This is a genomic window from Nocardia sichangensis (genome assembly GCF_047200615.1).
Classification (GTDB): domain Bacteria; phylum Actinomycetota; class Actinomycetes; order Mycobacteriales; family Mycobacteriaceae; genus Nocardia; species Nocardia sichangensis.
Genome location: NZ_JBJZOK010000029.1, coordinates 57,734 through 77,955, shown reverse-complemented (window position 1 = coordinate 77,955; position 20,222 = coordinate 57,734). Strand labels below are relative to the sequence as shown.

Annotated in this window: 16 protein-coding genes and 1 pseudogene; 10 read left to right on the top strand and 7 right to left on the bottom strand. The window is 66.2% G+C overall.

The features are described from left to right. The first annotated feature begins 34 nt into the window (after positions 1-34). Both ACL03I_RS31145 and ACL03I_RS31140 read left to right on the top strand, forming a co-directional pair. Positions 35-418, top strand: a complete 384-nt coding sequence (locus tag ACL03I_RS31145) for a GFA family protein (protein WP_355078126.1) — start codon at positions 35-37, stop codon at positions 416-418. Positions 419-709: 291 nt separating this feature from the next. Next, entirely contained in the window at positions 710-2,038 is a 1,329-nt protein-coding gene (locus ACL03I_RS31140) for a cytochrome P450 (protein WP_355078127.1), read from the top strand. 86 nt (positions 2,039-2,124) lie between these two features. Here the strand turns inward: ACL03I_RS31140 and ACL03I_RS31135 are convergent, their stop codons facing one another. Then, a complete protein-coding gene (locus ACL03I_RS31135) occupies positions 2,125-2,412 on the bottom strand; it encodes a hypothetical protein (RefSeq protein WP_355078128.1) in 288 nt (95 codons plus the stop codon). 67 nt (positions 2,413-2,479) lie between these two features. On the opposite strand from ACL03I_RS31135, the gene ACL03I_RS31130 reads away from it, so the two are divergent. Continuing rightward, positions 2,480-4,489: a polyprenyl synthetase family protein gene (locus ACL03I_RS31130; RefSeq protein ID WP_412807622.1), complete on the top strand. Its 2,010-nt coding sequence runs from the start codon at positions 2,480-2,482 to the stop codon at positions 4,487-4,489. Between the two features lie 67 nt (positions 4,490-4,556). On the opposite strand, the gene ACL03I_RS31125 is transcribed toward ACL03I_RS31130, so the two are convergent. Together ACL03I_RS31125 and ACL03I_RS31120 are read right to left on the bottom strand one after the other, a co-directional pair. Then, positions 4,557-5,363, bottom strand: coding sequence for an ABC transporter permease (locus ACL03I_RS31125; RefSeq protein ID WP_412807621.1), 807 nt, complete (start codon positions 5,361-5,363; stop codon positions 4,557-4,559). 8 nt (positions 5,364-5,371) lie between these two features. After that, complete coding sequence (locus ACL03I_RS31120) at positions 5,372-5,977, bottom strand: ABC transporter ATP-binding protein (protein ID WP_412807620.1); 606 nt, start codon at positions 5,975-5,977, stop codon at positions 5,372-5,374. 438 nt (positions 5,978-6,415) lie between these two features. Here ACL03I_RS31120 and ACL03I_RS31115 point away from each other — a divergent pair, with 438 nt between their 5' ends. Both ACL03I_RS31115 and ACL03I_RS31110 read left to right on the top strand, forming a co-directional pair. Then, complete coding sequence (locus ACL03I_RS31115) at positions 6,416-6,862, top strand: hypothetical protein (protein WP_412807619.1); 447 nt, start codon at positions 6,416-6,418, stop codon at positions 6,860-6,862. A gap of 101 nt (positions 6,863-6,963) precedes the next feature. Further along, a complete protein-coding gene (locus ACL03I_RS31110; protein ID WP_412807618.1) occupies positions 6,964-9,897 on the top strand; it encodes a tetratricopeptide repeat protein in 2,934 nt (977 codons plus the stop codon). A gap of 546 nt (positions 9,898-10,443) precedes the next feature. On the opposite strand, the gene ACL03I_RS31105 is transcribed toward ACL03I_RS31110, so the two are convergent. The 3 genes from ACL03I_RS31105 to ACL03I_RS31095 all read right to left on the bottom strand — a co-directional run bounded on the left by ACL03I_RS31105 (position 10,444) and on the right by ACL03I_RS31095 (position 15,616). Beyond that, entirely contained in the window at positions 10,444-11,358 is a 915-nt protein-coding gene (locus ACL03I_RS31105) for an SDR family NAD(P)-dependent oxidoreductase (protein ID WP_412807617.1), read from the bottom strand. A 1,259-nt stretch (positions 11,359-12,617) separates the two neighbouring features. After that, positions 12,618-14,699: a serine protease gene (locus ACL03I_RS31100; RefSeq protein ID WP_355078134.1), complete on the bottom strand. Its 2,082-nt coding sequence runs from the start codon at positions 14,697-14,699 to the stop codon at positions 12,618-12,620. Positions 14,700-14,854: 155 nt separating this feature from the next. Next, a complete protein-coding gene (locus ACL03I_RS31095) occupies positions 14,855-15,616 on the bottom strand; it encodes an AfsR/SARP family transcriptional regulator (RefSeq protein WP_412807616.1) in 762 nt (253 codons plus the stop codon). A 370-nt stretch (positions 15,617-15,986) separates the two neighbouring features. Here ACL03I_RS31095 and ACL03I_RS31090 point away from each other — a divergent pair, with 370 nt between their 5' ends. From ACL03I_RS31090 to ACL03I_RS31075, 4 genes and pseudogenes are all read left to right on the top strand, one after another. Then, a complete protein-coding gene (locus ACL03I_RS31090) occupies positions 15,987-16,424 on the top strand; it encodes a DoxX family protein (protein WP_412807615.1) in 438 nt (145 codons plus the stop codon). Between the two features lie 107 nt (positions 16,425-16,531). Continuing rightward, positions 16,532-17,083: a dihydrofolate reductase family protein gene (locus ACL03I_RS31085; protein WP_355078137.1), complete on the top strand. Its 552-nt coding sequence runs from the start codon at positions 16,532-16,534 to the stop codon at positions 17,081-17,083. 262 nt (positions 17,084-17,345) lie between these two features. Then, positions 17,346-18,077 carry a dienelactone hydrolase family protein gene (locus ACL03I_RS31080; protein ID WP_412807614.1) on the top strand — a complete coding sequence of 244 codons (732 nt, stop codon included), beginning with the start codon at positions 17,346-17,348 and terminating at the stop codon, positions 18,075-18,077. 184 nt (positions 18,078-18,261) lie between these two features. Continuing rightward, positions 18,262-18,360 (top strand): annotated as a pseudogene (locus ACL03I_RS31075) (SGNH/GDSL hydrolase family protein); the annotation flags it as partial. Positions 18,361-18,391: 31 nt separating this feature from the next. On the opposite strand, the gene ACL03I_RS31070 reads toward ACL03I_RS31075, so the two are convergent. Continuing rightward, positions 18,392-19,240 (bottom strand): helix-turn-helix transcriptional regulator, encoded by an 849-nt coding sequence (locus tag ACL03I_RS31070; protein ID WP_355078139.1) that lies wholly within the window; start codon positions 19,238-19,240, stop codon positions 18,392-18,394. Positions 19,241-19,378: 138 nt separating this feature from the next. Between ACL03I_RS31070 and ACL03I_RS31065 the strand changes: the two genes are divergently transcribed. Next, the gene (locus ACL03I_RS31065) at positions 19,379-20,158 is read left to right on the top strand and encodes an NAD(P)H-dependent oxidoreductase (protein WP_364425382.1); all 780 of its coding nucleotides are present in this window, start codon (positions 19,379-19,381) and stop codon (positions 20,156-20,158) included. The last annotated feature ends 64 nt before the right edge of the window (positions 20,159-20,222 follow it).

Sequence of the window (20,222 nt, the reverse complement as noted above, 5' to 3'; positions counted from 1 at the left end):
TTCACAACACTTTTCGGTAGAGAGGGGAAAGCCGATGTATGAGGGTGGCTGTCTGTGCGGGCAGATCCGGTTCCGCGCCTATGCCGAGGCCGGATGGCCGCACCTGTGCTCGTGCCCGCACTGCCAGAAGCTGGCCGGCGGGCCGGTCACAGCCTGGGTCGATTTCCCGCTCGAGAAGTTCGAATGGACCGGTGCGGGCGGTGAGCCGACCTGGTTCGCAACCTTCCCGACCACCAAACGCGGCTTCTGCCCCAATTGTGGCTCGCTCGTCGCCGCGATCGACGACGGCGGCACCGCCATGGGGATCACGATGATGGCCCTCGACGACCACAGCGCGCTCACCCCGGTACACCAGTCCTTCAAATCCCACGCCGTGCCGTGGCTGCCGGTGATCGAAACCGTCGACGGTGGTTCGTAGTCCTGGGCGCTCACCGCGCCGAGCAGGTTTTTGGGCCGGTCGTGGCGGCCGACGATGACGGCGACGGGGCCGGGGATCCAATCGGCGCCCCACCGAGGACCGACGCCCGGGCCCACGTCAGCGGGGCGCCAGGTGGCCCTCGCGCGGTGATGCACTGAACACTCGAGTACAAGATCCTTACCGGCACGTCGACGACTTCGCCTGCGCGAAGCGGTGATAGGCCCGGTATCTATTGCCACTGCGGGGATTTCATGTTTGCGAGTCGCCGAGCGACGGGTTAAGGATGGCTACATGTCGCATGCCACGCTGTCTCTGCGTGAACTCCCTAGGCTACGCACCCGCCACATCGCGCAGATCGGTGGACTGATGCGCCCCGGCACGCACCGTTCCCCCTTGCTGGAATTCGGCGAACGGTTCGTCGTCTCGCCGCCAGGATTTCCGACCATGCTGGTCACTTACGACATGGACGATGTGCGAGGACTGTTCGCCAACCACGACGACTTCTCGGTCGGGCAGGTGCTGAGCCGCTTCTCCAGCCACGACATGATGTTCGGCAAGCAGACGTTGATTTTCCTCGACGGTGACGAACATCGCCGCGAACGTAAGCTGTTCGCACCGCCGTTCCAGAGCAAGGCACTTCGGTCCTACGAGGACCTCATGGTGGAGGTGGTCCAGCGCGAACTGCCGAGCTGGCCTGTCGGTGAACCGTTCGAGTTTCTGAAGGTCGGCTACGACCTGGCCATCGGCGTGCTGCTCGGCGTCGTCTTCGGCGACGTGGCCGCGCCCCGCAAGGACCGGCTGAAACAGGCGGTGAGCCGGTGGTTCGGGGAAATAGAAAGTCGCGGTTTTCTCGCCGTCACCTTGCTCACCCCGCTGGTCGGCGGCTACACGTTGCCCTACCCGCCGCTCAGCCGCCGCCAGGCCGAGGTCGACGCCCTCATCATCGAGGAAATCGCCGCGCGCCGGTCCACGCCCGGTGACAGAAACGGCCGGAAGGATGTGCTGTCGCGGTATGTCGGCACCGAACTGGATCAGCACGACGACGCCGCATTGGCCCGCAATATGCGTGGCATCCTGCTCGGCGCCTACGAGACCACCGCGATCACGCTCGGCTGGATCGCCGCCATGCTGGCCGTCCACCCGGCAGCCATGGCCGAGCTCGATGCAGCGGTCGACGCAGGCGACTCCGCCCGGCTCGACGCATACCTCGACGCCGTGGTCGCCGAAACAATGCGAATCCGCCCGGTGTCACCGTTCACCGGGCGGCGCGCACTGCGCGACACCGTGGTCAACGGAGTCCACGTCCCCAAGGGGGCCATCGTCATAGTCCCGATTCTCCTCATTCACGAATCACCACGGCATTACCCGGACCCGATGACCTTCCGCCCTGAACGCTTCCTCGACGAGCCGCCGAACGGCCGCACCTGGCTGACCTTCGGCGCCGGCGCGCATCGCTGTCTGGGTGCCCAATTCGCCTTGGCGGAAGCGCGCATCCTCTTCCGCACCATTCTCGAGCATCGTCGCATCGGTGCGGCCACCGGTCTCGTCGAGCCCCCACGTCGCTATCACACCGGCCTCAGCCCCGCCTACAACGCCCGGATAACCCTGCATCCCCGCTGATCAGACCTGCACCACGGCAGACTGATTCGCCGTCGCGGGAGTCTTCGAGCAACTGGAGTCGTGCAGGTGCCAGCGCGGCCGCGCCATCACCAGAGCACGCTCAGCGGAGAGGCCCTGCTGGTGGTCGACGATCGCGAACGATCTGCGGGCCGAAAGACAGCGTAGAAGGTGAACGTCGCCTGCCAGCGCGCCGCGTGAACGTCGATCCAGGTACCGGCGGCGGTCTCGCGCAGCATGACCTCCTGGAACAACTCCCGCTGTAAATCGGGCATCGCTCGATGCGCGGCGCACCCTCCCGGTGTCCGGTCGAGCTGCACCGCACCTGCGGATCGGGCCTCAATTTCGGCCGATACCAACATGTTCCGCAGCGACATGGTGTCTCATTGCCATTGATCGGCGGTGTTCTGGATGACCGATGCAACCAGTCAGGAGAGTGCCCGCGTGCCACGTGAAATCGATTCGGCTGTCTTCCCCCATCTGGATGCGGACCTGGACCGGGTCCGTGACGTTCTCGGACCCGTTCGGCTGGAGGGTAGGCCTGAACTGGCGGCGCTCACAGCGGAAGGCCCGGATACCTCGCGCCGCTTGGTCCGTCCCACATTGACCCTATTGTCGTACTACCTGCTCACCGATCCCGCGGCCCCGGCCGACGACCGGGCGGTGCGCGCCGCCGCTGCCGTCGAGTTGCTGCATCTGGGCTCGCTCTACCACGACGACGTCATCGATCACGCATACGAGCGTCGAGGCCGTCCCAGTGCCAATGTGGTGTGGGGTTCGCATATGGCCGTGTTGGGTGGGGACTCTGTGATGCTCACAAGTGTGCGCATGCTGGCCGAACTCGGCGGGCGGGAAGTCCTGGCGGGGGCAATCGCCGGTGAGCGGATGTGCGCGGGCATGGTGATCGAGGCCGCCGACCTCTACGTGGCCTCCCGCAGCGAGCAGTCCTACCTGGACGCGATCGACGGCAAGACGGCGGCGGTGCTCTCGCTGGCATGCCGGGTGGGCGCGATGCAGGCCGGCAGGCCCGACGATCAGCAACAGGCGTCGGCCCAGTTCGGCCGGTACTTCGGACTGGCCTACCAGCTGTATGACGACATCCTCGATTTGACCTCCACCGCCGAAGAACTGGGTAAGCCCGTCAACGCGGATCTGTCCGCGGGCATTTACACACTGCCCGTGATCCGCGCGGCCGCCCGCAACAGAAGCCTTGCTCGCCTGTTGCAGAGCAGAATGACACTCGAGCAAGCCGCGCGCGCCCGCGAGATCGTCATCGCCTGCGGCGCCGTGGACGAAGCACAAACGGTGGCTGATGAGTTCATGGACCGGGCCGCCGGTCAGCTCGCCACCCTGCCCGTCGATCCGGGCGCTCGCCACGCGATCACCGCCTACGCCCGGTCCATACTCGACCGGCGAACTCCTGGTCGCGCGGTCCCCCGGCGTTCGACGCAGCCGCCTCGAACCCGCGGCGATGGGCTTCCGCCGCAGCTCGGGCGATGGTTGCGGAACTGGCTGGTGGACACCGGCCTTGCCGTCTCCTCTACCGAGGCGGACTACCACCGGTGGACGGGGGCGATCCAGATCCCGGCGCAAACATTGGCCCCAGCGGCGAACGAGGCCCGGGAACAGACCGCCTACGGCATGGCCGTGCTGGTCCTCGCCTGGGACGACCTTTTCGAGGATCCACAGCTGAGGGACCCGGAAGCCGTGACCGCCTTGCGACGTGGCATGGTGGCGACGTTGCGCCAGGACCCGGAGAAACCGTGGCGGCCCGGCGCGATTCCGACGGCTTGGGCGAGCATATGGCCGCGCCTGCGCGAGGGCCGGACCATCCGCTGGCAGAAGCGGTTCCTCGACGGCATCGAGGAGTGGTTCGAAGCCGCCGAACGCGAAGCCCATCATCGCATCAGTGGCTACGTCCCTTCCACGGCCGACTACCTGCCGATGCGGATGTCGACCAGTGGGATCGAAACCGCCATCGCCTGCATGGAGGTGTACCACGACCGGGAACTGCCATCGACGCTGCGGGAACACCCCGTGATCCGCCGTCTCGAGGAGCTCGCCTTTTGGGTCACCTTCGTGGAGAACGACCTGGTGGGACTGGATCAGGACGAGGCAGACCGAGTTCCCTACAACCTGGTGCGGGCGGTCCGTCACGAAACCGGCTGCACTCGCGACGAAGCCGTGGACCAAGTGCGGCGCCAAGTGGCGGATCAGCGCGCCCAGCTCGAGGCGGTAATCCACTACGTCCCCGCGCTCCTGCGCGTTCTTCCCGGCTTGGCGGGGCAGGGGAAGGACTACGCGGAGATGTATGTGAACATTACGAGCGTGGGGCTCTGGGGACGTGAAAGCAATCGGTACACGCAAACCTCCGCTGTCGCAGCGCCGGATCTCGAACGCTTGCGCCGTGAGGTCTACCTCTCGGCCGACGAACCGGCTCCTACGCCGTCGTAAGCTCCACAGCCGGGCAAAGCAGAGTCATGTCCCGCACCTCCACCGTGTGGTCGCGCGGGATGCCTCCTCAGTGCTTCACCGACTGTCCGGACCCCTTCGGGCTCCAGGTGCGCATCCACATCGTAGGTCGAAGAGAGGAACGGGTGCGCCGATGGAAAGCGATCAGACCGACGAGGGCGCTCGCGATGAACCAGGCTAGTTGTACGGCGAATCCCGTCAATGGCGTGGCGTCGGAGAAACCGGCTGTGGTCGAAGCCTGCATGGCCCCATAGGAGGGCAGCCAGCGCACGAAATCGCTGTCCGCCCCAGCACTGGCGATGGGGTTCTGTACGGCCATGTCGAAGCAGCTGATCATCGCGATGGCGAACATCCCCTCCACCTCTCGGCGCAGCAGCGCGCCGAAAGCCACACCCAGCGCCCCGTATGTCATCGCCGCGCCGAAAAGCGCCGCGGCGAGCAGGACAGGCTGCCGCGGCGACCAGTAGCAGCAGATGACCGCCGTGGCGTACACGCAAACCACCACCGAGGCCATCACCAGGCAGGCGATCTTCGCCAAACCGGAAGCGACCCGAGGGTACCCCGCCATCGAGAGGCGCCGGTCGAATGCGCCGCTGCTGAAAGTGGCAGCGAACATCATGAACCCTGTGATCAGCGAGACCGCCATCAGGGCGCCGCTGACCTGAGCGAGCTCGTTACCGTTGGCGCGCAGAACCAGACCGGTGTCTCGAAGCCGGAACGGCACCTCGAGGTCCGTGACGGCCACGCGGACCACGGTGATCAATATGGGAAGGAAGAAGGCCACCAACAGCATGGCGAAACGGTTACGCGCGTGCTCGATGAGACCGTAGCGCGTGGCGATCACGAACAACCGCACACGATCGCTCATCCGGCATTCTCCTGTCCGCCTCGTAAGACGCCGTCGCGCAACCGCCACACCTGGTCCAGCTTGTCGGTGTCGTGAGCCAGATGCGAGACCACCAAGACCGACCGGTCGGTGTCACGGAATTCCGCGACCAGATCCCAGAAACGCAGATACGTCTCCCAATCGAAACCCTGATACGGCTCATCCAGCAGCAAGACCTGCGGATCATGCATCACCGCCAGCGTCAGGTTGAGCTTTTGCCGTGTACCGCCGCTGAGCGTCCCGACCCGCTCACCGGCGTACTCCGCGAAACGCAAGATCTCCATGGTCTCCTCCGCGCGGCGCAGGTCCGGGATCGCATAGGCCTCGGCGAAGAAGTCCAGGTGCTGACGCACTGTGAAAGCGTCGTTCAGGATCACCTGCTGAGGGCAGTAACCGAACCGCCCACGGTGGCGGACCTTCCCCCGGTCCGGTCGCAGCTCTCCGGACAGAACCTTCAGCAGCGTCGACTTACCCGCCCCGTTCTCACCGACGATGCCCACCAGCATCCCCGGAGGCAACACTATGTTGATGCCACGCAGCACCGACCGTCTGCCGTACGCGTGGTGGACGTCCTCCACCTCCATCAACGCCCCCGATCCAGTGGCCCGACAGCGGCTCGAATGCTATCAATCGACAACGAAACCCGGTGCCGGAACGCCAATTTCGCGACACCGAACCGTCGCGCGGAAGGTGACTTTCTCCGGGCTGTGGTATCCGAGTCCGCATATCCGATCGGCGGCCGGGATGAGTTGCCGGGCAGCCCGACAAACCGGGCATGGCTCCCAATCGCAAACAGCCGCAACGTTTTTTGGCTCGTGCCGGTGTCACCGCAGCGTTGATCTCGGGTAGCGCGACGTTCACACTGAACTGAGCGCAAGTGCCGTCTCCAGTGATCGCTGGGAACGGCATGCTCAGCGGTCGGTCCCGGGCAGCACGCAGAATCAGTCACGGAAAAGGTTGGCTTTGCCGCGATCGTGCACACTTGAGCTACTCGTCCGAGTCGCCACAGAGGGGGAATTCGAATGGACCCGGCCACCATAGTCGCCACCGCGGTCGCGGTCGGCGCCGCCGCCGGTCTCACCGATACTGCCAAGCAATCCGTGACCGACGCGTATGCGGCGTTGAAGGGTCTACTCACCCGCCGCTATCGCGATGTGGATCTAGCACAGGTGGAGGCGGACCCGGACGCCGCCGCCGAACGGGAAGCCCTCGCGGGCGCGCTGGAGGCGTACGGCGCCGCCGATGACCACGAATTACTCACCACAGCAACAGAACTCATTTCCGCGGCAGCGCGAGCGGACGTGGGAGCCGTCGGCGTCGACCTGGAGATGGTAGAGGCCGCCGCGTTGCGGATCAGCCGCGTCACGGCAACCGGCACCGGTGTGCGGGTGCACGGCGGACGATTCAGCGGTGATATCCACATCGAGGACATCGATGCGGGGGCCGGTGACTCGTCACACCCCGGCTGAGCGCGGCGGCCTCGACCGACGCCCCCGCGCTGACCACCCATATCGTCACTCGGCTCTCCGACGTTCACGCCCGCGACATCTATCTCACAGCAGGCATTCGCGTGTCGTCTCCGGCTACCAGCGTGGTAGTCGTCGGCCGGATCCCCCGGGAGCCACCACGATTCGTCGTCCGCGACGAGCTGGCACGTCTGCGTCGAGCACTGGAGCGCCCTGCGGCGGCCGTCGTCGTCACCGGACTGCGCGGCGCGGGCAAGACCCACCTGGCGGCCGCTCACGCACGTTCACTGTTCGATTCCGGACAGGGTCTGGTGGGGTGGGTCAATGCCGAAACGCCGGACAGCACACTGTCCGGACTCGCCGATATCGCCCAGCGGCTGGGCGTCGCCGACCCCGACGGCGACTCCGCGGTGTCGGCCCGGCGGTTACGCGATCACCTCTCCGGAGACACCGTCGCGGCGCTATTGGTGTTCGACAACGCCACCGACGCCGACCACCTCCGGGAGCTGTTGCCGACCGGCGGCCGCACGCGCATCGTGATCACCAGCGTCGACCGGTCCTTCGCGGCCTTCGGCGATGCGGTCGACGTCACCTGTTTCACTCGCCCTGAATCGGTGCGCTACCTCGCCGACTCGACCGGACTCGGCGACGACGGTGCCGATCAGGTCGCCGAGGACCTGGGTGACCTGCCGCTGGCACTGTCCGCCGCCGCCGCGACGATGGTCGGTCGCCGCCTCGGCTACGCGCAGTACCGGCAGCTGCTGCACGACAGCCCATTGCCGACCGTATTGCGGCGCACCGCCGGTCACGACTATCCCCGGTCGGTCGTCCAGGCGATCTCGTTGTGCATCGAAACCACCGAGGGCGTCACCGGCGATTACCAGCTCGCGGCCGACGTCGCCTGGCTTCTGGGTGCGATGGCCATGCTCTCGCCCGGTGGCGTGCACCGATCCCTGCTCGCCACCAGCCCCAGGCGAATCGACGAGGCACTGGAACGATGTGTGGCTGGTTCCCTGCTGTCCTGGTCGACTTCCGGCGAGGCGCTGATCATGCACCGGCTCGTGAGCCGCGTGCTGCGCGAACGCGGTTCGAATACGCAGTCCATCAGCTTGTTCCGGCGAGCGACCGCGGCACTTCGTAATCGGGCTCCTGCCGCGCGGTCCACGGTCGAACTCGTCCGGTCCGCGCTCGCCATCATCATGCGCAATACGTTTCCGCCCTCGCAGGCGTGGGCGCGCCGGCAGGACGGCGCGCATCTCGTCGATCAGATCGACGCGCTGTGGGACACCGGAATGGTGCACAGCAGCACCAGAAAACATGCCGCGGCAATGATCGCCGTTCGCAGATGGGCCGTCGAGCAGCTGACCGAGGCCGCCGACACCGCCAGAGCGCTGACCCTCGCGCAGGATGTCGTCATCTCCAGCGAGCAGATCCTCGGCGGCGAGCATCCCGATACGTTCACTGCCCGATATCTACTGGCCCGGGCCCACGCCGCCTGCGGCAGGCTCGATGAAGCAGCCGCCCGGCTCGAGGCGTACCTGACCGACGCCGGGCAGGTTCTCGGACTTGCCCATCCCGTCACGCTGGCCATGCGCTTTCAACTGGCGGACACGTACCTCCAGGCCGGGTTCCTGGACAAGTCCAGGGCCCTGCACACCGAGAACATCGCGCACAGCCAGCAGGTATTCGGTGCGGACGCGTACCAGACCCTCAACTTTCGCGGCGGGCTCGCTCAGGTCCACCTGTCGGCGGGTCACCTCGCGGACGCGATCGCCATCTTCGAGGATCTTCTGCCCGTCTACCTGAGGGTACTCGGTGCCGATCACGTCGATTCGTTCCTCTGCCTGCACAAACTCGCCCGCGCTTACGGGGCGGCAGGACGCACCGACGAGGCCGTCCCGCTGCTGCGGAAGAACCTCGACGACGCCATGCGGATCTTCGGAGGTGATCATCCCGTCACGCTGGCCTGCCGCAACAATCTCGCCGAGATCTACGAGGCCATCGGCAGAGCCGACGACGCCGTCCGTCTCGGCGAAGCAAACCTCGTCGAGCGGCTGCGGGTCCTCGGGCCGGAACACCCGGACACACTCATAACCCGCCACAACCTCGCCTGTGCCTTGCAGACGGCCGGGCGGCTCGCGGACGCCATCGCACTTTTCGAAGCGAATATCGCCGATTTTCCCCGGATACTCGGTTCCGACCACCCGATCACCCTGCTCACTCAGGGCGGGCTCGCCATCGCCTACAGCGCGTCCGGACGCTGGGACGAGTCGATCGCCATACAGGAAGCCTCCCTGCGGGATCGCCTCCGGATTCTCGGTCCCGACCATCCCGACACCCTGAAGGCGCGCAACAACCTCGCCGACGCCCTGGGAGTGCGGCAACCAGGACGGGCCATTCCATTGCTGGAGGCCAACGTCTCCGCCAGCGCGCGAGAACTCGGTCTCGACCACCCCGACACCTTGACCTACCGGTACAACCTCGCCGCCGCCTACCACGCGGCAGGCCGCATCGATGACGCCCTCACCAACCACCGAACCACCTTGACCGACCGACTGCGCGTCCTCGGACCAGACCACCACGCCACCCTCGCCTCTCGCGACAACCTCGCGGCCGCGTACCGCTCAGCCGGTCACCTCGACACCGCGATCGACTTGTTCAAGACGAATCTCGCCGAGTACCACCGCGCTCTTCCCGGCCATCCACGGCTCCGGAGCACCCGCAACGCGCTTGCCGACACCCTCCGAGCCGCAGGCCGATTCGAGGAAGCCATTCCCCTGTACGAGGCGAACATCGACCAGCAGGAGTTCGGCCCCGACGACTCCCTCACCGGGCGTTCGATCAACGGACTCGCGCTCGCCTATCACGCGGCAGGCCGATTCGAGGAGGCCGTGCAACTCTTCGAGACAATGTTCGACCAGACGACGCGAGCCCTCGGCAGCGACCATCCACTGGCTGACGTGGTGCGCGACCATCTTGCCGCGGCCGAGCAGGTAGCCGAGACCCATCGGCGGCATCCTACGAACCCGCCGGCCTGAGCTTCGATTCAGCCACATCCCCCTGCGGCGCAGCAGCAGGTCAACCCAGGAAACGATGCAGTTCCAGGCTCACTCCGTCTGATCAGGCATCAAGTGAACGACGGAGCCTTGACCGCCCGCCCAGTTTCAACCCGCGGTAACGGTCACCAGCGTCCCGTGGCAGCTGCGCTCCTCACGCTCGCGTGACCTGTCGAAGATCGAACACTCCACCAGCGAAATTCGGCGAGGCATCACGCACGTCCCATGACGAGGGGCGACCCGCGATCACGCGCATCCGATCCCATTGCGATAGCCACGGTCTCTCCACTACGCCACATTCCTGGAGCTAGTTGTGGCACTGTGCGAGTGTCGGATGAACGTCCTAACCTGTGATACGGCAAGCGATACCGGGACAACTTGTGCTGCAATCTGTCTCGTCGCCGCGTCGTTGGGGCAGCCCCTGCCGCCCCCACCGGCGCGGTGCAGCAGTGCAGGTACTGCTGGAGGTGCGTGGACAAGGCCTGGGGAGGTTCTTCGTCGAACGACCTTCCGGCCGTGCGGTGACGATCAGACGGGGAAGGTGACTCCGGTCAGTTCCTCCGAGACCGTCCACAAGCGTTGCTGAATCGCCATGTCATGGGATCGGGCGCTCGATTCGACGATCTTCGGGTAGCCGCGGGTCTCCAGGAATCCGCCCGGCCCGTAGTACTGACCGCCCAGCACGCCGGGATCGGTGGCCGCGCGGAGGACCGGCAAGGCCCCCATCGCTGGGCTTTGCGTGACGATGGGCGCGATGACAGGCACGAGCGCACGCAGCGCAGTGGGCATGTTGCGCATGAGGTCGGTGTTCGCGGCACCGGGGTGTGCCGCGACCGCGATCGTTTTGCCGTTGCCGGACAGACGACGTTGCAGTTCGTAGGTGAACATCAGATTCGCCAGCTTGGACCGGCCATAGGCCGCCACCCGATTGTAGGACCGTTCGCCTTGCAGATCGTCGAAGTCGATTCGCGCCCGGATTCGATGTCCGACACTGCTGACCGTGACCACCCGCGAGCCCGGCACCGGCAGCATTCTGTCCAGCAGCAGCCCGGTGAGCGCGAAGTGTCCCAGATGATTCGTCCCGAATTGCAGCTCGAACCCGTCGCTCGTGGTCTGTCTCGGCGGGTACATCACCCCGGCGTTGTTGATCAAGAGGTCGATCGTGGCGTGAGCGGATTTCAGCTGTTCGGCAGCAGTCCGTACAGATGCCAGCGAGGTCAGATCCAGCTGTTGGATGGTGGTGTCCGCGCCGGGAACGGCACCGGCGATACGGTCTGCGGCGTGTTTGCCCTTGTCGACATCCCGAACCGCCAACACCACCGACGCACCGTGCGCCGCGAGCGCTCGGGCCGTCTCGAACCCCAGCCCGCTGTTGGCGCCGGTGACGACCGCTAGTCGTCCCTTCTGGGCTGGTATGTCTTGCTCGGTCCACCTGTTCGCCATTTTTCCTCCCAACGATCGGTCGGTCCGTCGCATTGTCCGACGAGCCCGGCGGGGGTGGGACTCACACTCACACCGTCGCGCTCCCGCCGCGGTTGCGCAAGAGGGCGGCGAGACATCGATGGGGAGGTCCTTGCGTGGCCGACGACGGTCATGGTGTCGCGGGTGTGCGACGGCCTGAATGGTCTGCCGGATGCGATGACGCCGTGTGGCAGCGCGGTCGTGCACACCAGTGTGCGCAACACATTCCGGTATACCCGCCAGTCTCGCGGCGGCCCGGGCCTGGCTCCGGTGCCCAGCGGTTTACCTATTGAGGGAGAATACGGACGTGAGCGACGCACCGGAATCCTTGCCAGGGCCCAGCCGGAAGGGGTTCGACGAGCTGGACCGGTCGCGCAGAAAACAGGACGAAGGGATGAAGGCTGTGGAGACTCCCGGAGTGGGAGACGGCACGTCGAAAGTCACCCGACTACCACGTCGCCCGCGGCGCGTGGCAGAAGAGGCCGGCGAACGTCTCCAAAAGACTCGGCGCTCGGACGGTGGCTCCGTCTATGATCCTGCACCGACCAAGCCCGTACTGCGATCGGAACTGCAGCGGGAGACAGGGTGGTGGCCGGTCGACCCCGGCGCGGCGCGGCACCCCGCTCCGAAGGATGATCCGGGCAGTGCCGAGCCTGATGCAAGTGTCATCGATCTCGACGCGTTGCGGCGGAAACGAGCTGGTGACGATGCTCCGGCCGCCGGTATTCGGCGCATGGTCAAACCGCGCCGAGTGGGAAAGAGTGCAAGCGAGAGAGCAGGCACCGAAGGTCAGCCCGATAGTGGTCGCAACGGTGACCCCGACCAGGTGGACGGACCTGCTGGGCCACGCTGAACTCTTCGCTAGGCCGTCGCCGCACCCAGCGCCCACACATATCCGTCGGCAATCCACATTGCGTTAACCGGTGCGGGAAGCTCATACCGTTGGGGACGACTCTGGCGGCACCGACAGCCATCCGCCACCGGTCCGACGACATCGAACACGACTATGAGCAGCCGGTAAAAATCCTGCTGGAATAAAGTTCCAGCAACTCCGCGAAGTATCCGCGCAGTCCTCAGGCACAAACTCGGTCGTTGCCGACGACTGCGAACTCGCTCGCCACCGTTCCGCACCTGACGGCCAGGTTGAGCAAGTGACCGGGATGGCCCTGGCACCGCCGCTCTCACCGGCCGCGTCCGACGTGTCACGCGGGTGCCGGACCATCACGAACCACGGACTCCCGTCATGGTCCCGTCGTCGGCGCGACACCGTTGTGGATGGCTTGCGCGACAGCTGGATGGGCAAGGTACTCAGCGATGCTGTGGGCCCGTTCCTTGGGATTGTCGACGGGAATCTCCCGCAGCTGTCCCTTCCAGATATGGCGCAGCGGGCATCCGATGGTGATCGGATCCACCACGGACCAGGCATTCAGCCAGTCGCCGACACGCTCCGGCCGGTGCGGTCCTGGGACCAGGAGTTTGTTGTAAACCGCGTCCAGCCCCAGGGGACTGCCGAGAGTGAGCAGCACGGCGACGTCGAGCTGGGGCTGGAGCCGGGTGAGCAGATCCATCGCGACCACGGTGCCGAGGCTGTGGCTGACGAGGGTGAGCCGTCCCGATGCGGGAGCGGTCTCGAGGACACAGTCGAGTACCGCTTGCCGGATCTGCTCGTCGGCGAGGTACGAAGCGACGTCCCGGAAGACTTGGGCGATGATGAGCTCGTCCAGGTCGGTACGGGCGGCCAGCCAGCTGAGCTGCCGCTGCAGCCTGCTCACGATCGCGCTGCCGATCGAACCGAGTCCTTCCGCTTCGACCCGGTCGGCCGGTTGCCCGTCCTCGGCGGGCATGCCCGCGTCCGCGGCCGCGTTCTGCAGGATCTGTTCGTACAGCCGGCGAGCCTGCGGCGTGGTCGGCGCCATTGCCAGCGCATGATCGACGGCCATGGTCTCGGGCGCGAGTGCCGTTTCCTCCGTGGGCTGCAGCAGGGCTGCCAAACGGTCGCCGTAGAACGGGAAGAAGGCATCCGCGGGATCGAACGTGCTGAGCCCGGCGAGGGTGAGGCCCTTGTTGAGGCCGGCGGTCCACTCGCGGCGCAGAAGTTCGGGATCGCGACCATGCTGGCTGCGGCCATGCAGGAACAGCAGGTGACGTGTGCCGCCGAAGGCGCCTGCTCGGGCGGTGACGCCGTGGCGGAGTTCCGTGCTTTCACGCGGCGCCGAAGCCGGACCTATCTGTTCGGTGCGGTCCTCGGCAGGTGCGAGGCGGGGGCGGATTGCCGATGGTCCGCCGACCGGCCCGGCGTCGGGACCGAGTTCGGCGAGAAACTCGTGGTCGCGCGCCGAGCGCTGCAGTCCGGCCAGGTGCATGAGGATCGCACTGATGCGCACTCCCTCGTTGGCCCTCCAGGCAATCGCGTCGTCACCGTCGCCTTCGTGCCAGACCGTGCCGTCACGGCGCAGAAGCCGCCCTTGCTCGTCGGTGCGCGGAACGCCGGAGTGGTGCAACGCGACGACCTCCCATTGGTCGTTGAAGACCGGCGAGCCGGAGTTCCCCGGTTCGGTGTCGGTCGAGTAGTGCAGGAAGTCATCGAGCTGCAAGTCGAGCTGGTTGCGGCGGATGCCGATCTCCTTGAGCCTGCCCATCGGGTGCCCGATGACGTTCATCGCCTCACCGATGACGATCTTTCCCTGGTCCATGATCAGCCGGTTCCACCAGCCGACGGCGTCGCCGGGCGGCTTGCCGTCGGCGCCGGGACGAACCGGCACCAAAGTGAAATCCAGGTGCTCATCGGTGACGAAGAAGTCGGGGTCGAGACGGAACCGCACAGGAAGGCGAGGGTCGTTGTCGATCGTCGTCTCGGCGCCGAACTCGATCACGGCCTGCCGGGCGGTGTCCTGATCGGGAAGTACGTGATTGTTGGTCAAGAGCAGCCGGGGCGACACCAGGAACCCGGTGCCCAGCGGTACTTCTCGGCCGTTGCGGCTCAGCGATATCCGCGCGACCGACGCCGCCGTGCGAGCACCGCGGGAAAGGAAGTTGGCCGGTTGGAGTTCGTTGCTGGCGCCGATGATCCGCTCGAGCGTCGTGATCCGGTCGGAGGGCTCGATCCGGCCGGCTTCGATCATGGCCTCGACCGGCATCTCGCCGCTGGTAGCCAGCCGCTGCGCCCGAGCGCTGATCTGCTCCGGAGAGTCGACAACCGGGCTGTCCTTCATTTTGCGACGTTGCTCGATGTCTTCGCGCTTGGTCTCGGTCGCGACGTAACGCTCCGCGGCGGCCCCGATCTGCTTCAACCACGCCGCTTGGACTTGTTCACGAGAATTCATGGTGCAACCGCCTGGAAACAGAGGTTGATGTGGTCATGTCCGCTACTGGCGGAGTGTTCCTCAGGCGCGTCACACCACCGTCACCTCAGCGTTTCGTCCAGCGCGGCAGTGCCCGACAGCGTTCGTCCATCGTCACCGCGCCCGTGCGACTCGTGTCAGCGATTCCGGAGCGACTCGACCGCCGGGGCGTCGCACTTCTGGACGCGGAGGAGGAGTTCGTCGAATTCCGGCGACGGCTCGGTGTCGAACTCGGCCCACAGCAGGTCTCGGTATCGCCGGTATTCCCGAAGGGCGTCGATCTTGTTGCCCTGCGCGAGATGGATTCGCATCAGAATCCTGCGGGAACTTTCCCGGAGCGGCTCTGCCGCCGCCACCGCCGACGCGGCCATCAGGGCGGCGCCGACCTGCCGACGCTCCAGCAAGGCTTCGGCCGCCGCTTCCAGCGCCGCGACCCAGGCCAATCGGTACCGTTCCCGGTCGACGACCACCCACTCCTCGTCCCAGTCCGCCAGCAGCGCTGCGCGATCCAGCAGCAGCGGGACGCGCGCGAGATCCTCCGAGCACGGCTGGTGAACCAGTTTCTGCGCCAATTCGGTCAGATACGCCAGATCGACGACCACGTCCGGATGGAGGCGAAGACGGTCGCCGTTGATCTCCACGACTGCGTCCTGGATACGGCGCAAGCGCCACAAGGCGGTTCGCAGACGCTGCGCCGCACAGTGATCAGCGCACTCCGGCCACAGCGCGCCGGCGAGGCGGCCACGAGAGACCGGCCGGTTCAGCAGTGCCAGATAGGTCAGCACCCGCTCCGCCGCGTGCGGAATGGAAAGTCGGCGGTCGCCGCTGTGCAGGGCGAATTCTTCGATCAACGTGAGCTGGACACACGTCGCATGCGTGGCATTATGGATGAGCACCATTTCACTACTCGATCGCGGCGTCGGTCTTCATTTCGCAGGCGTACGTCGACCGGTCGATCTCGGCTATCGCACACCGGCCATCATGCCCAGGTCACGAACTGTCGGCGCGAGTAGCCGACTACGCGATCGCGAGACAACGAACGTCGACGAATGACTATGGTCGCCACGCCCAGAACGAACCGCCGCGTAGCGGACTACTCGCATGCGGTATCAACGGAGTGAGACCCACGATCTCGCACTATCGAAGCAAAACTCCTCCACGTAAAGCGGTCCGGAGAATCTTCGTGGACAGCGATGAGTTCTCCGACGGTGCTCCGTCCTATCCGGTGAACGCGCTGCCAACGCGGCGCACCAACCAGAAGGACCAGGAATGACCACCGCCAACCCCACCACCAACTTCTCCAGCGACGTCACCGACCGTCCCGGCAAAGTCCGCAACCGCGTCCTGTGGGCCCTGCAGATCCTGCTCGGCCTGTTCTTCATCATCGCCTCCGGCGGGCCGAAACTCGTTATGCCGAGCGCCCTGACGGACAACGCCCCCGAGAATCTGACCATCCCCCTCGGGTTGCTCGTCTTCATCGGAGTTGCGGAGGTGGCGGGCGGTATCGGCCTGATGGTGCCACGGCTCAGTGCCCTGGCTGCCGCAGGTCTGTCCGTTCTCACCGTGCTCGCCGCAGCGACGCAGGCTTTCATCGCCGACAAGCCCTTGATGGGAATCTTCCCTTTGGCGCTTGCCGCGATCTTCGCCTGGATCGCCTACGAGCGCCGCGCCACCATCACGGATCTGCGCAACTCGCTGTCGCGATGACGAATCCATAAGTGCGACCGGGCGTTGGAGGCAGGCCCAGAGCCTGACGCCTGCCTCTATCCGATGAGCGCCGATGAGTTTCGAGCGTGTAGGAGGTCTACCTCGTCATGAGGAAACTGATCTACGGGTTCAGCGTGTCCCTGGACGGCTACATCAACGACCGCGACGGCAGCATCGACTGGACCAACCCTGACGAGGAGCTACACCAGTTTCACAACGACCGTTACCGCGAAATCGAGGTCTCGCTGCACGGCCGTCGCCTGTACGAGCTGATGGCCGAGTACTGGCCGCATGTGCCCGCGGACGCGCCGCGCATCGAGCGGGAGTTCAGCAGGCTCTGGACGGAGAAGCCGAAGGTCGTCTTTTCCCGGACGCTCACCGAGGTCCACTGGAACAGCACGTTGATCAGCGAGAACGCGGTCGAGGAGGTCCGCAGGCTCAAGGCGGGAGGCGATGGCGTCATGGAGATCGGTGGCGCCAGCCTCGCGGCTTCGCTGATACCACACGGGCTGATCGACGAGTATCAACTGTTCGTCTTGCCCGTGGTGCTCGGCGGCGGCACACCGCTGTTCCCATCGTTGGACAAGCGCATCCAGCTCCGATTGGTCGAGACGAGGCACTTCGACACCGCAGTGATGCTGCGCTATCTCGCCGACTGAGCTCCGTTCGACCGCAGCACCCTCGTCACCAGACACGGCCGGACACCGTAAGCGAGCGGCTCCGCGGCACCGGCCCTGGAGCCTCCGCAAAACCTGTTGGTCGACCGCGGCGACCACTGCTAGCCTTCCGGAAGCCGTGCAAGTGAACGAGGAGGTGGTACCCGTGAACGCAGTATCTACATGGGTGCTCCCCTCTGGGGTCACGGTCGGGCGATAGATCGTCCGGGAGCGCCGTTCAAGAGCACTCCCGAAAGGCACCACCGTGCAATTCATTTCTGAACAGCGCCTCGACGACGATATCCTCGAGCGCGAATTCACCCTTGGCGAGGTCCCCGGCGTCCTGTGGACGCCCGGATCAGCATCCGCGCCGGCACCGCTGATCCTGATCGGCCACCCAGGCGGACTGGACAAGATGTACCCCCGACTGATTGCCCGGGCCCGGCACTCCGTGGCGGAGGGCTTCGCCGCAGCCACCATCGAGCTCCCCGGCAGCGGTGACCGGCCCCGTTCGGCTGCCGCCGAGCAGGTCCGCGCCGACCTGCACCGGGTGCTACGGGCTGGCGAGCCGGTCACCGACGACATCGTCGACCGGCTCGTCCTCCCGCTGGTCGACCAGGCGGTCCCAGAATGGCGGGCCGTCCTGGACGCCCTTCTCGCGCTGCCCGAGATCGGCGGGCCGGTCGGGTATTCGGGCGGGGTGATCTCCATCGGCACCCGGCTGGCGGCGGTCGAGCCGCGCATCGTGGCCGCCGTTCTGTTCGCCGGGAGTTTCGTGCCGCGCGCCATATTCGAGGAGGCCCGGCAGGTCACTATTCCACTGCATGTCCTGCTGCAGTGGGACGACGAGAGAAACGACCGGCAGATGGCCCTGGACCTGTTCGACGCCTTCGGCTCCAAGGAGAAGACGCTGCACGCCAACATGGGCGGGCACACCGGCGTCCCGCAGTTCGCGGGAGAGGAGGCAAACCGGTTCTTCGCCCGGCACTTGAAGTGAATCCGGCCCGACAGGCCGACATGGAGGCGGATAGCGGCCGACTCGTCGAATCCGCGCATTCTCGGGTTATGGGGGTGACGGCTGCTTCAGACTGAAGTGTTGGGCCCGGCGATGATCAAGTGCATCTCCGGGCCCGACTCAGCTCCCCACTCGCCTCCCGAAACTTCCTCGGATAGCACCCTGAGCTTCCGTGGCGCCGCAGTACGAGGCGCTCACTCCCGACACCACGCTCGTCACCGTGGGGATCGGCGGCAACGACATCGGACTGGTCCAACTCGCAGCCAGCTAAGGTGTTTCCGGGGGCCGACGTTGAGTTACTCGCGAACCTGAGCGTTCATCGTGGGATGCGTGTCACCGCTGTCGGCGTCCAGCCCCGCGAGCAGACGCAGCCCGTCCTCGGCGGGGCTGCCGGGGAGCGCGGACAGCACCAGCAGCTCCATGCCCGTTTCGTCCGGTAGTGCGAAGTTCTCCTGATGCAGTTCCAGCAATCCGACCAGCGGGTGTCGGTACGCCTTGCGTCCATGCGTGCGGGCGCGCACGTCTGCGCGGGCCCAGAGGCGGCGGAAGCGCTCACTGCCCATCGCCAGCTCACCGATAAGCGAGGCCAGGCGGGGGTCCTCGGGGTATTTGCCTGCGGCCAGGCGCAGGTGCCCGACCACGTCGAGGGTGCAATTCTCCCAGTCGGCGTAGAGGCCGCGCTCGGCCTCCTCGAGGAAGATGTGCCGGGCGGTGTTCAGGCCCGGCATCGGTCGGCCGTAGAGAAGGCCGGCGAGCCGATTTCCGGCGAGCACGTCCATGCGGTGGTCCATGATCAGCGCGGGTGCGTCGGCGACCAGGTCGAGGACGCGTAGCAGCTCCGGTCGGACCCGCCCGCTCGGCGCCTTCGCGCGGCGGCGGCGCTGCCGGGCGAGCCGGTAGAGGTGCCCGCGTTCGGTCTCATCGAGGCCCAGGACGCGAGCGAGCGCGTCGAGGACCTGCTCGGAAGGCTGGGTCGCGCGGCCCTGCTCCAGGCGCACGTAATAGTCGACGCTGACCCCGGACAGGTGCGCGACCTCCTCGCGGCGAAGCCCTTCGACCCGGCGGCGCCTGTCGATGGGAATGCCGGCGGTCGCCGGGTCGACCCGGGAACGCCGGGTCCGCAGGTAGCCCGCAAGATCGTCCACGTCCCCAGTATGGCCTCGGTGGTGCTCGCGAAGGTGGTCCTGCCGTTACCAGGAAGTCCCGTCCGGCGGAAGAAGCGTCTCTGAACACCAGGCGCAGCGGTGCTCAGGATCGAAGGCACCTGATCCGAAGGAGTTCCCATGAAGGCACTGATCGTCTACGCCCACCCCGAGCCGAAGTCGCTCAACAGCTCGCTGAAGGACCTCGCTGTGTCCACATTGGAGACAGCCGGGCACGAGGTACGAGTGAGCGATCTGTACGCGATGAACTGGAAGGCGGTCGTGGACGCCGCAGACTACGGGCCCCACGCCTCGAGTCCGCTGAAGGTCGCCCTGGACTCCGGCCGGGCCTTCGACGCCGGGACGCTTACCCCGGACGTCGCGGCCGAGCAGGAGAAACTGCTGTGGGCCGACATGATCATTTTCCAATTCCCGCTGTGGTGGTACTCGATGCCCGCGATCCTCAAAGGCTGGGTAGACCGCGTGTTCACCTACCACTTCGCATACGGCGTCGGCGAGCACAACGACACGAAGTACGGTGAGCGCTTCGGCGAAGGCACACTCGCGGGCAGGAAAGCTCTGCTGTCGGTGACCGCCGGCGGCCCGGAGTCGCATTACGCCGCCCGCGGCATCAACGGCCCGATCGAGGATCTACTGTTCCCGATCCACCACGGCATCCTCTACTACCCGGGCATCGAAGTGCTGCCGCCGTTCGTGCTGTACGGGACCGACCGGATGACCGGCGAGGACTACCCGGATGTCGCCAAGGCTTGGCAGCAACGCCTGCTCACCCTGGATTCGACCGAGCCGATCGCGTTCCGGCGGCAGAACTTCGGTGATTATGAGATCCCCTCGCTGCAACTGAAGGAAGGGCTGGAGCCCTCGGGCCGCACGGGTTTCGGGCTGCACGTGCGCGGCTGAGCGAAGGGGTGACCCGCGCCTGCCGCCCTCCTCGCCGGTGCGGCGCTGATGTCCCCCGCTCCGG

Excerpts from the sequence above, each read along its gene's own strand:
- ACL03I_RS31145 (WP_355078126.1), top strand. The coding sequence starts at position 35 with ATGTATGAGGGTGGCTGTCTGTGCGGGCAGATCCGGTTCCGCGCCTAT.
- ACL03I_RS31140 (WP_355078127.1), top strand. The coding sequence starts at position 710 with ATGTCGCATGCCACGCTGTCTCTGCGTGAACTCCCTAGGCTACGCACC.
- ACL03I_RS31135 (WP_355078128.1), bottom strand. The coding sequence starts at position 2,412 with ATGTCGCTGCGGAACATGTTGGTATCGGCCGAAATTGAGGCCCGATCC.
- ACL03I_RS31120 (WP_412807620.1), bottom strand. The coding sequence starts at position 5,977 with ATGGAGGTGGAGGACGTCCACCACGCGTACGGCAGACGGTCGGTGCTG.
- ACL03I_RS31115 (WP_412807619.1), top strand. The coding sequence starts at position 6,416 with ATGGACCCGGCCACCATAGTCGCCACCGCGGTCGCGGTCGGCGCCGCC.
- ACL03I_RS31105 (WP_412807617.1), bottom strand. The coding sequence starts at position 11,358 with ATGGCGAACAGGTGGACCGAGCAAGACATACCAGCCCAGAAGGGACGA.
- ACL03I_RS31100 (WP_355078134.1), bottom strand. The coding sequence starts at position 14,699 with ATGAATTCTCGTGAACAAGTCCAAGCGGCGTGGTTGAAGCAGATCGGG.
- ACL03I_RS31095 (WP_412807616.1), bottom strand. The coding sequence starts at position 15,616 with ATGGTGCTCATCCATAATGCCACGCATGCGACGTGTGTCCAGCTCACG.
- ACL03I_RS31090 (WP_412807615.1), top strand. The coding sequence starts at position 15,987 with ATGACCACCGCCAACCCCACCACCAACTTCTCCAGCGACGTCACCGAC.
- ACL03I_RS31085 (WP_355078137.1), top strand. The coding sequence starts at position 16,532 with ATGAGGAAACTGATCTACGGGTTCAGCGTGTCCCTGGACGGCTACATC.
- ACL03I_RS31065 (WP_364425382.1), top strand. The coding sequence starts at position 19,379 with ATGAAGGCACTGATCGTCTACGCCCACCCCGAGCCGAAGTCGCTCAAC.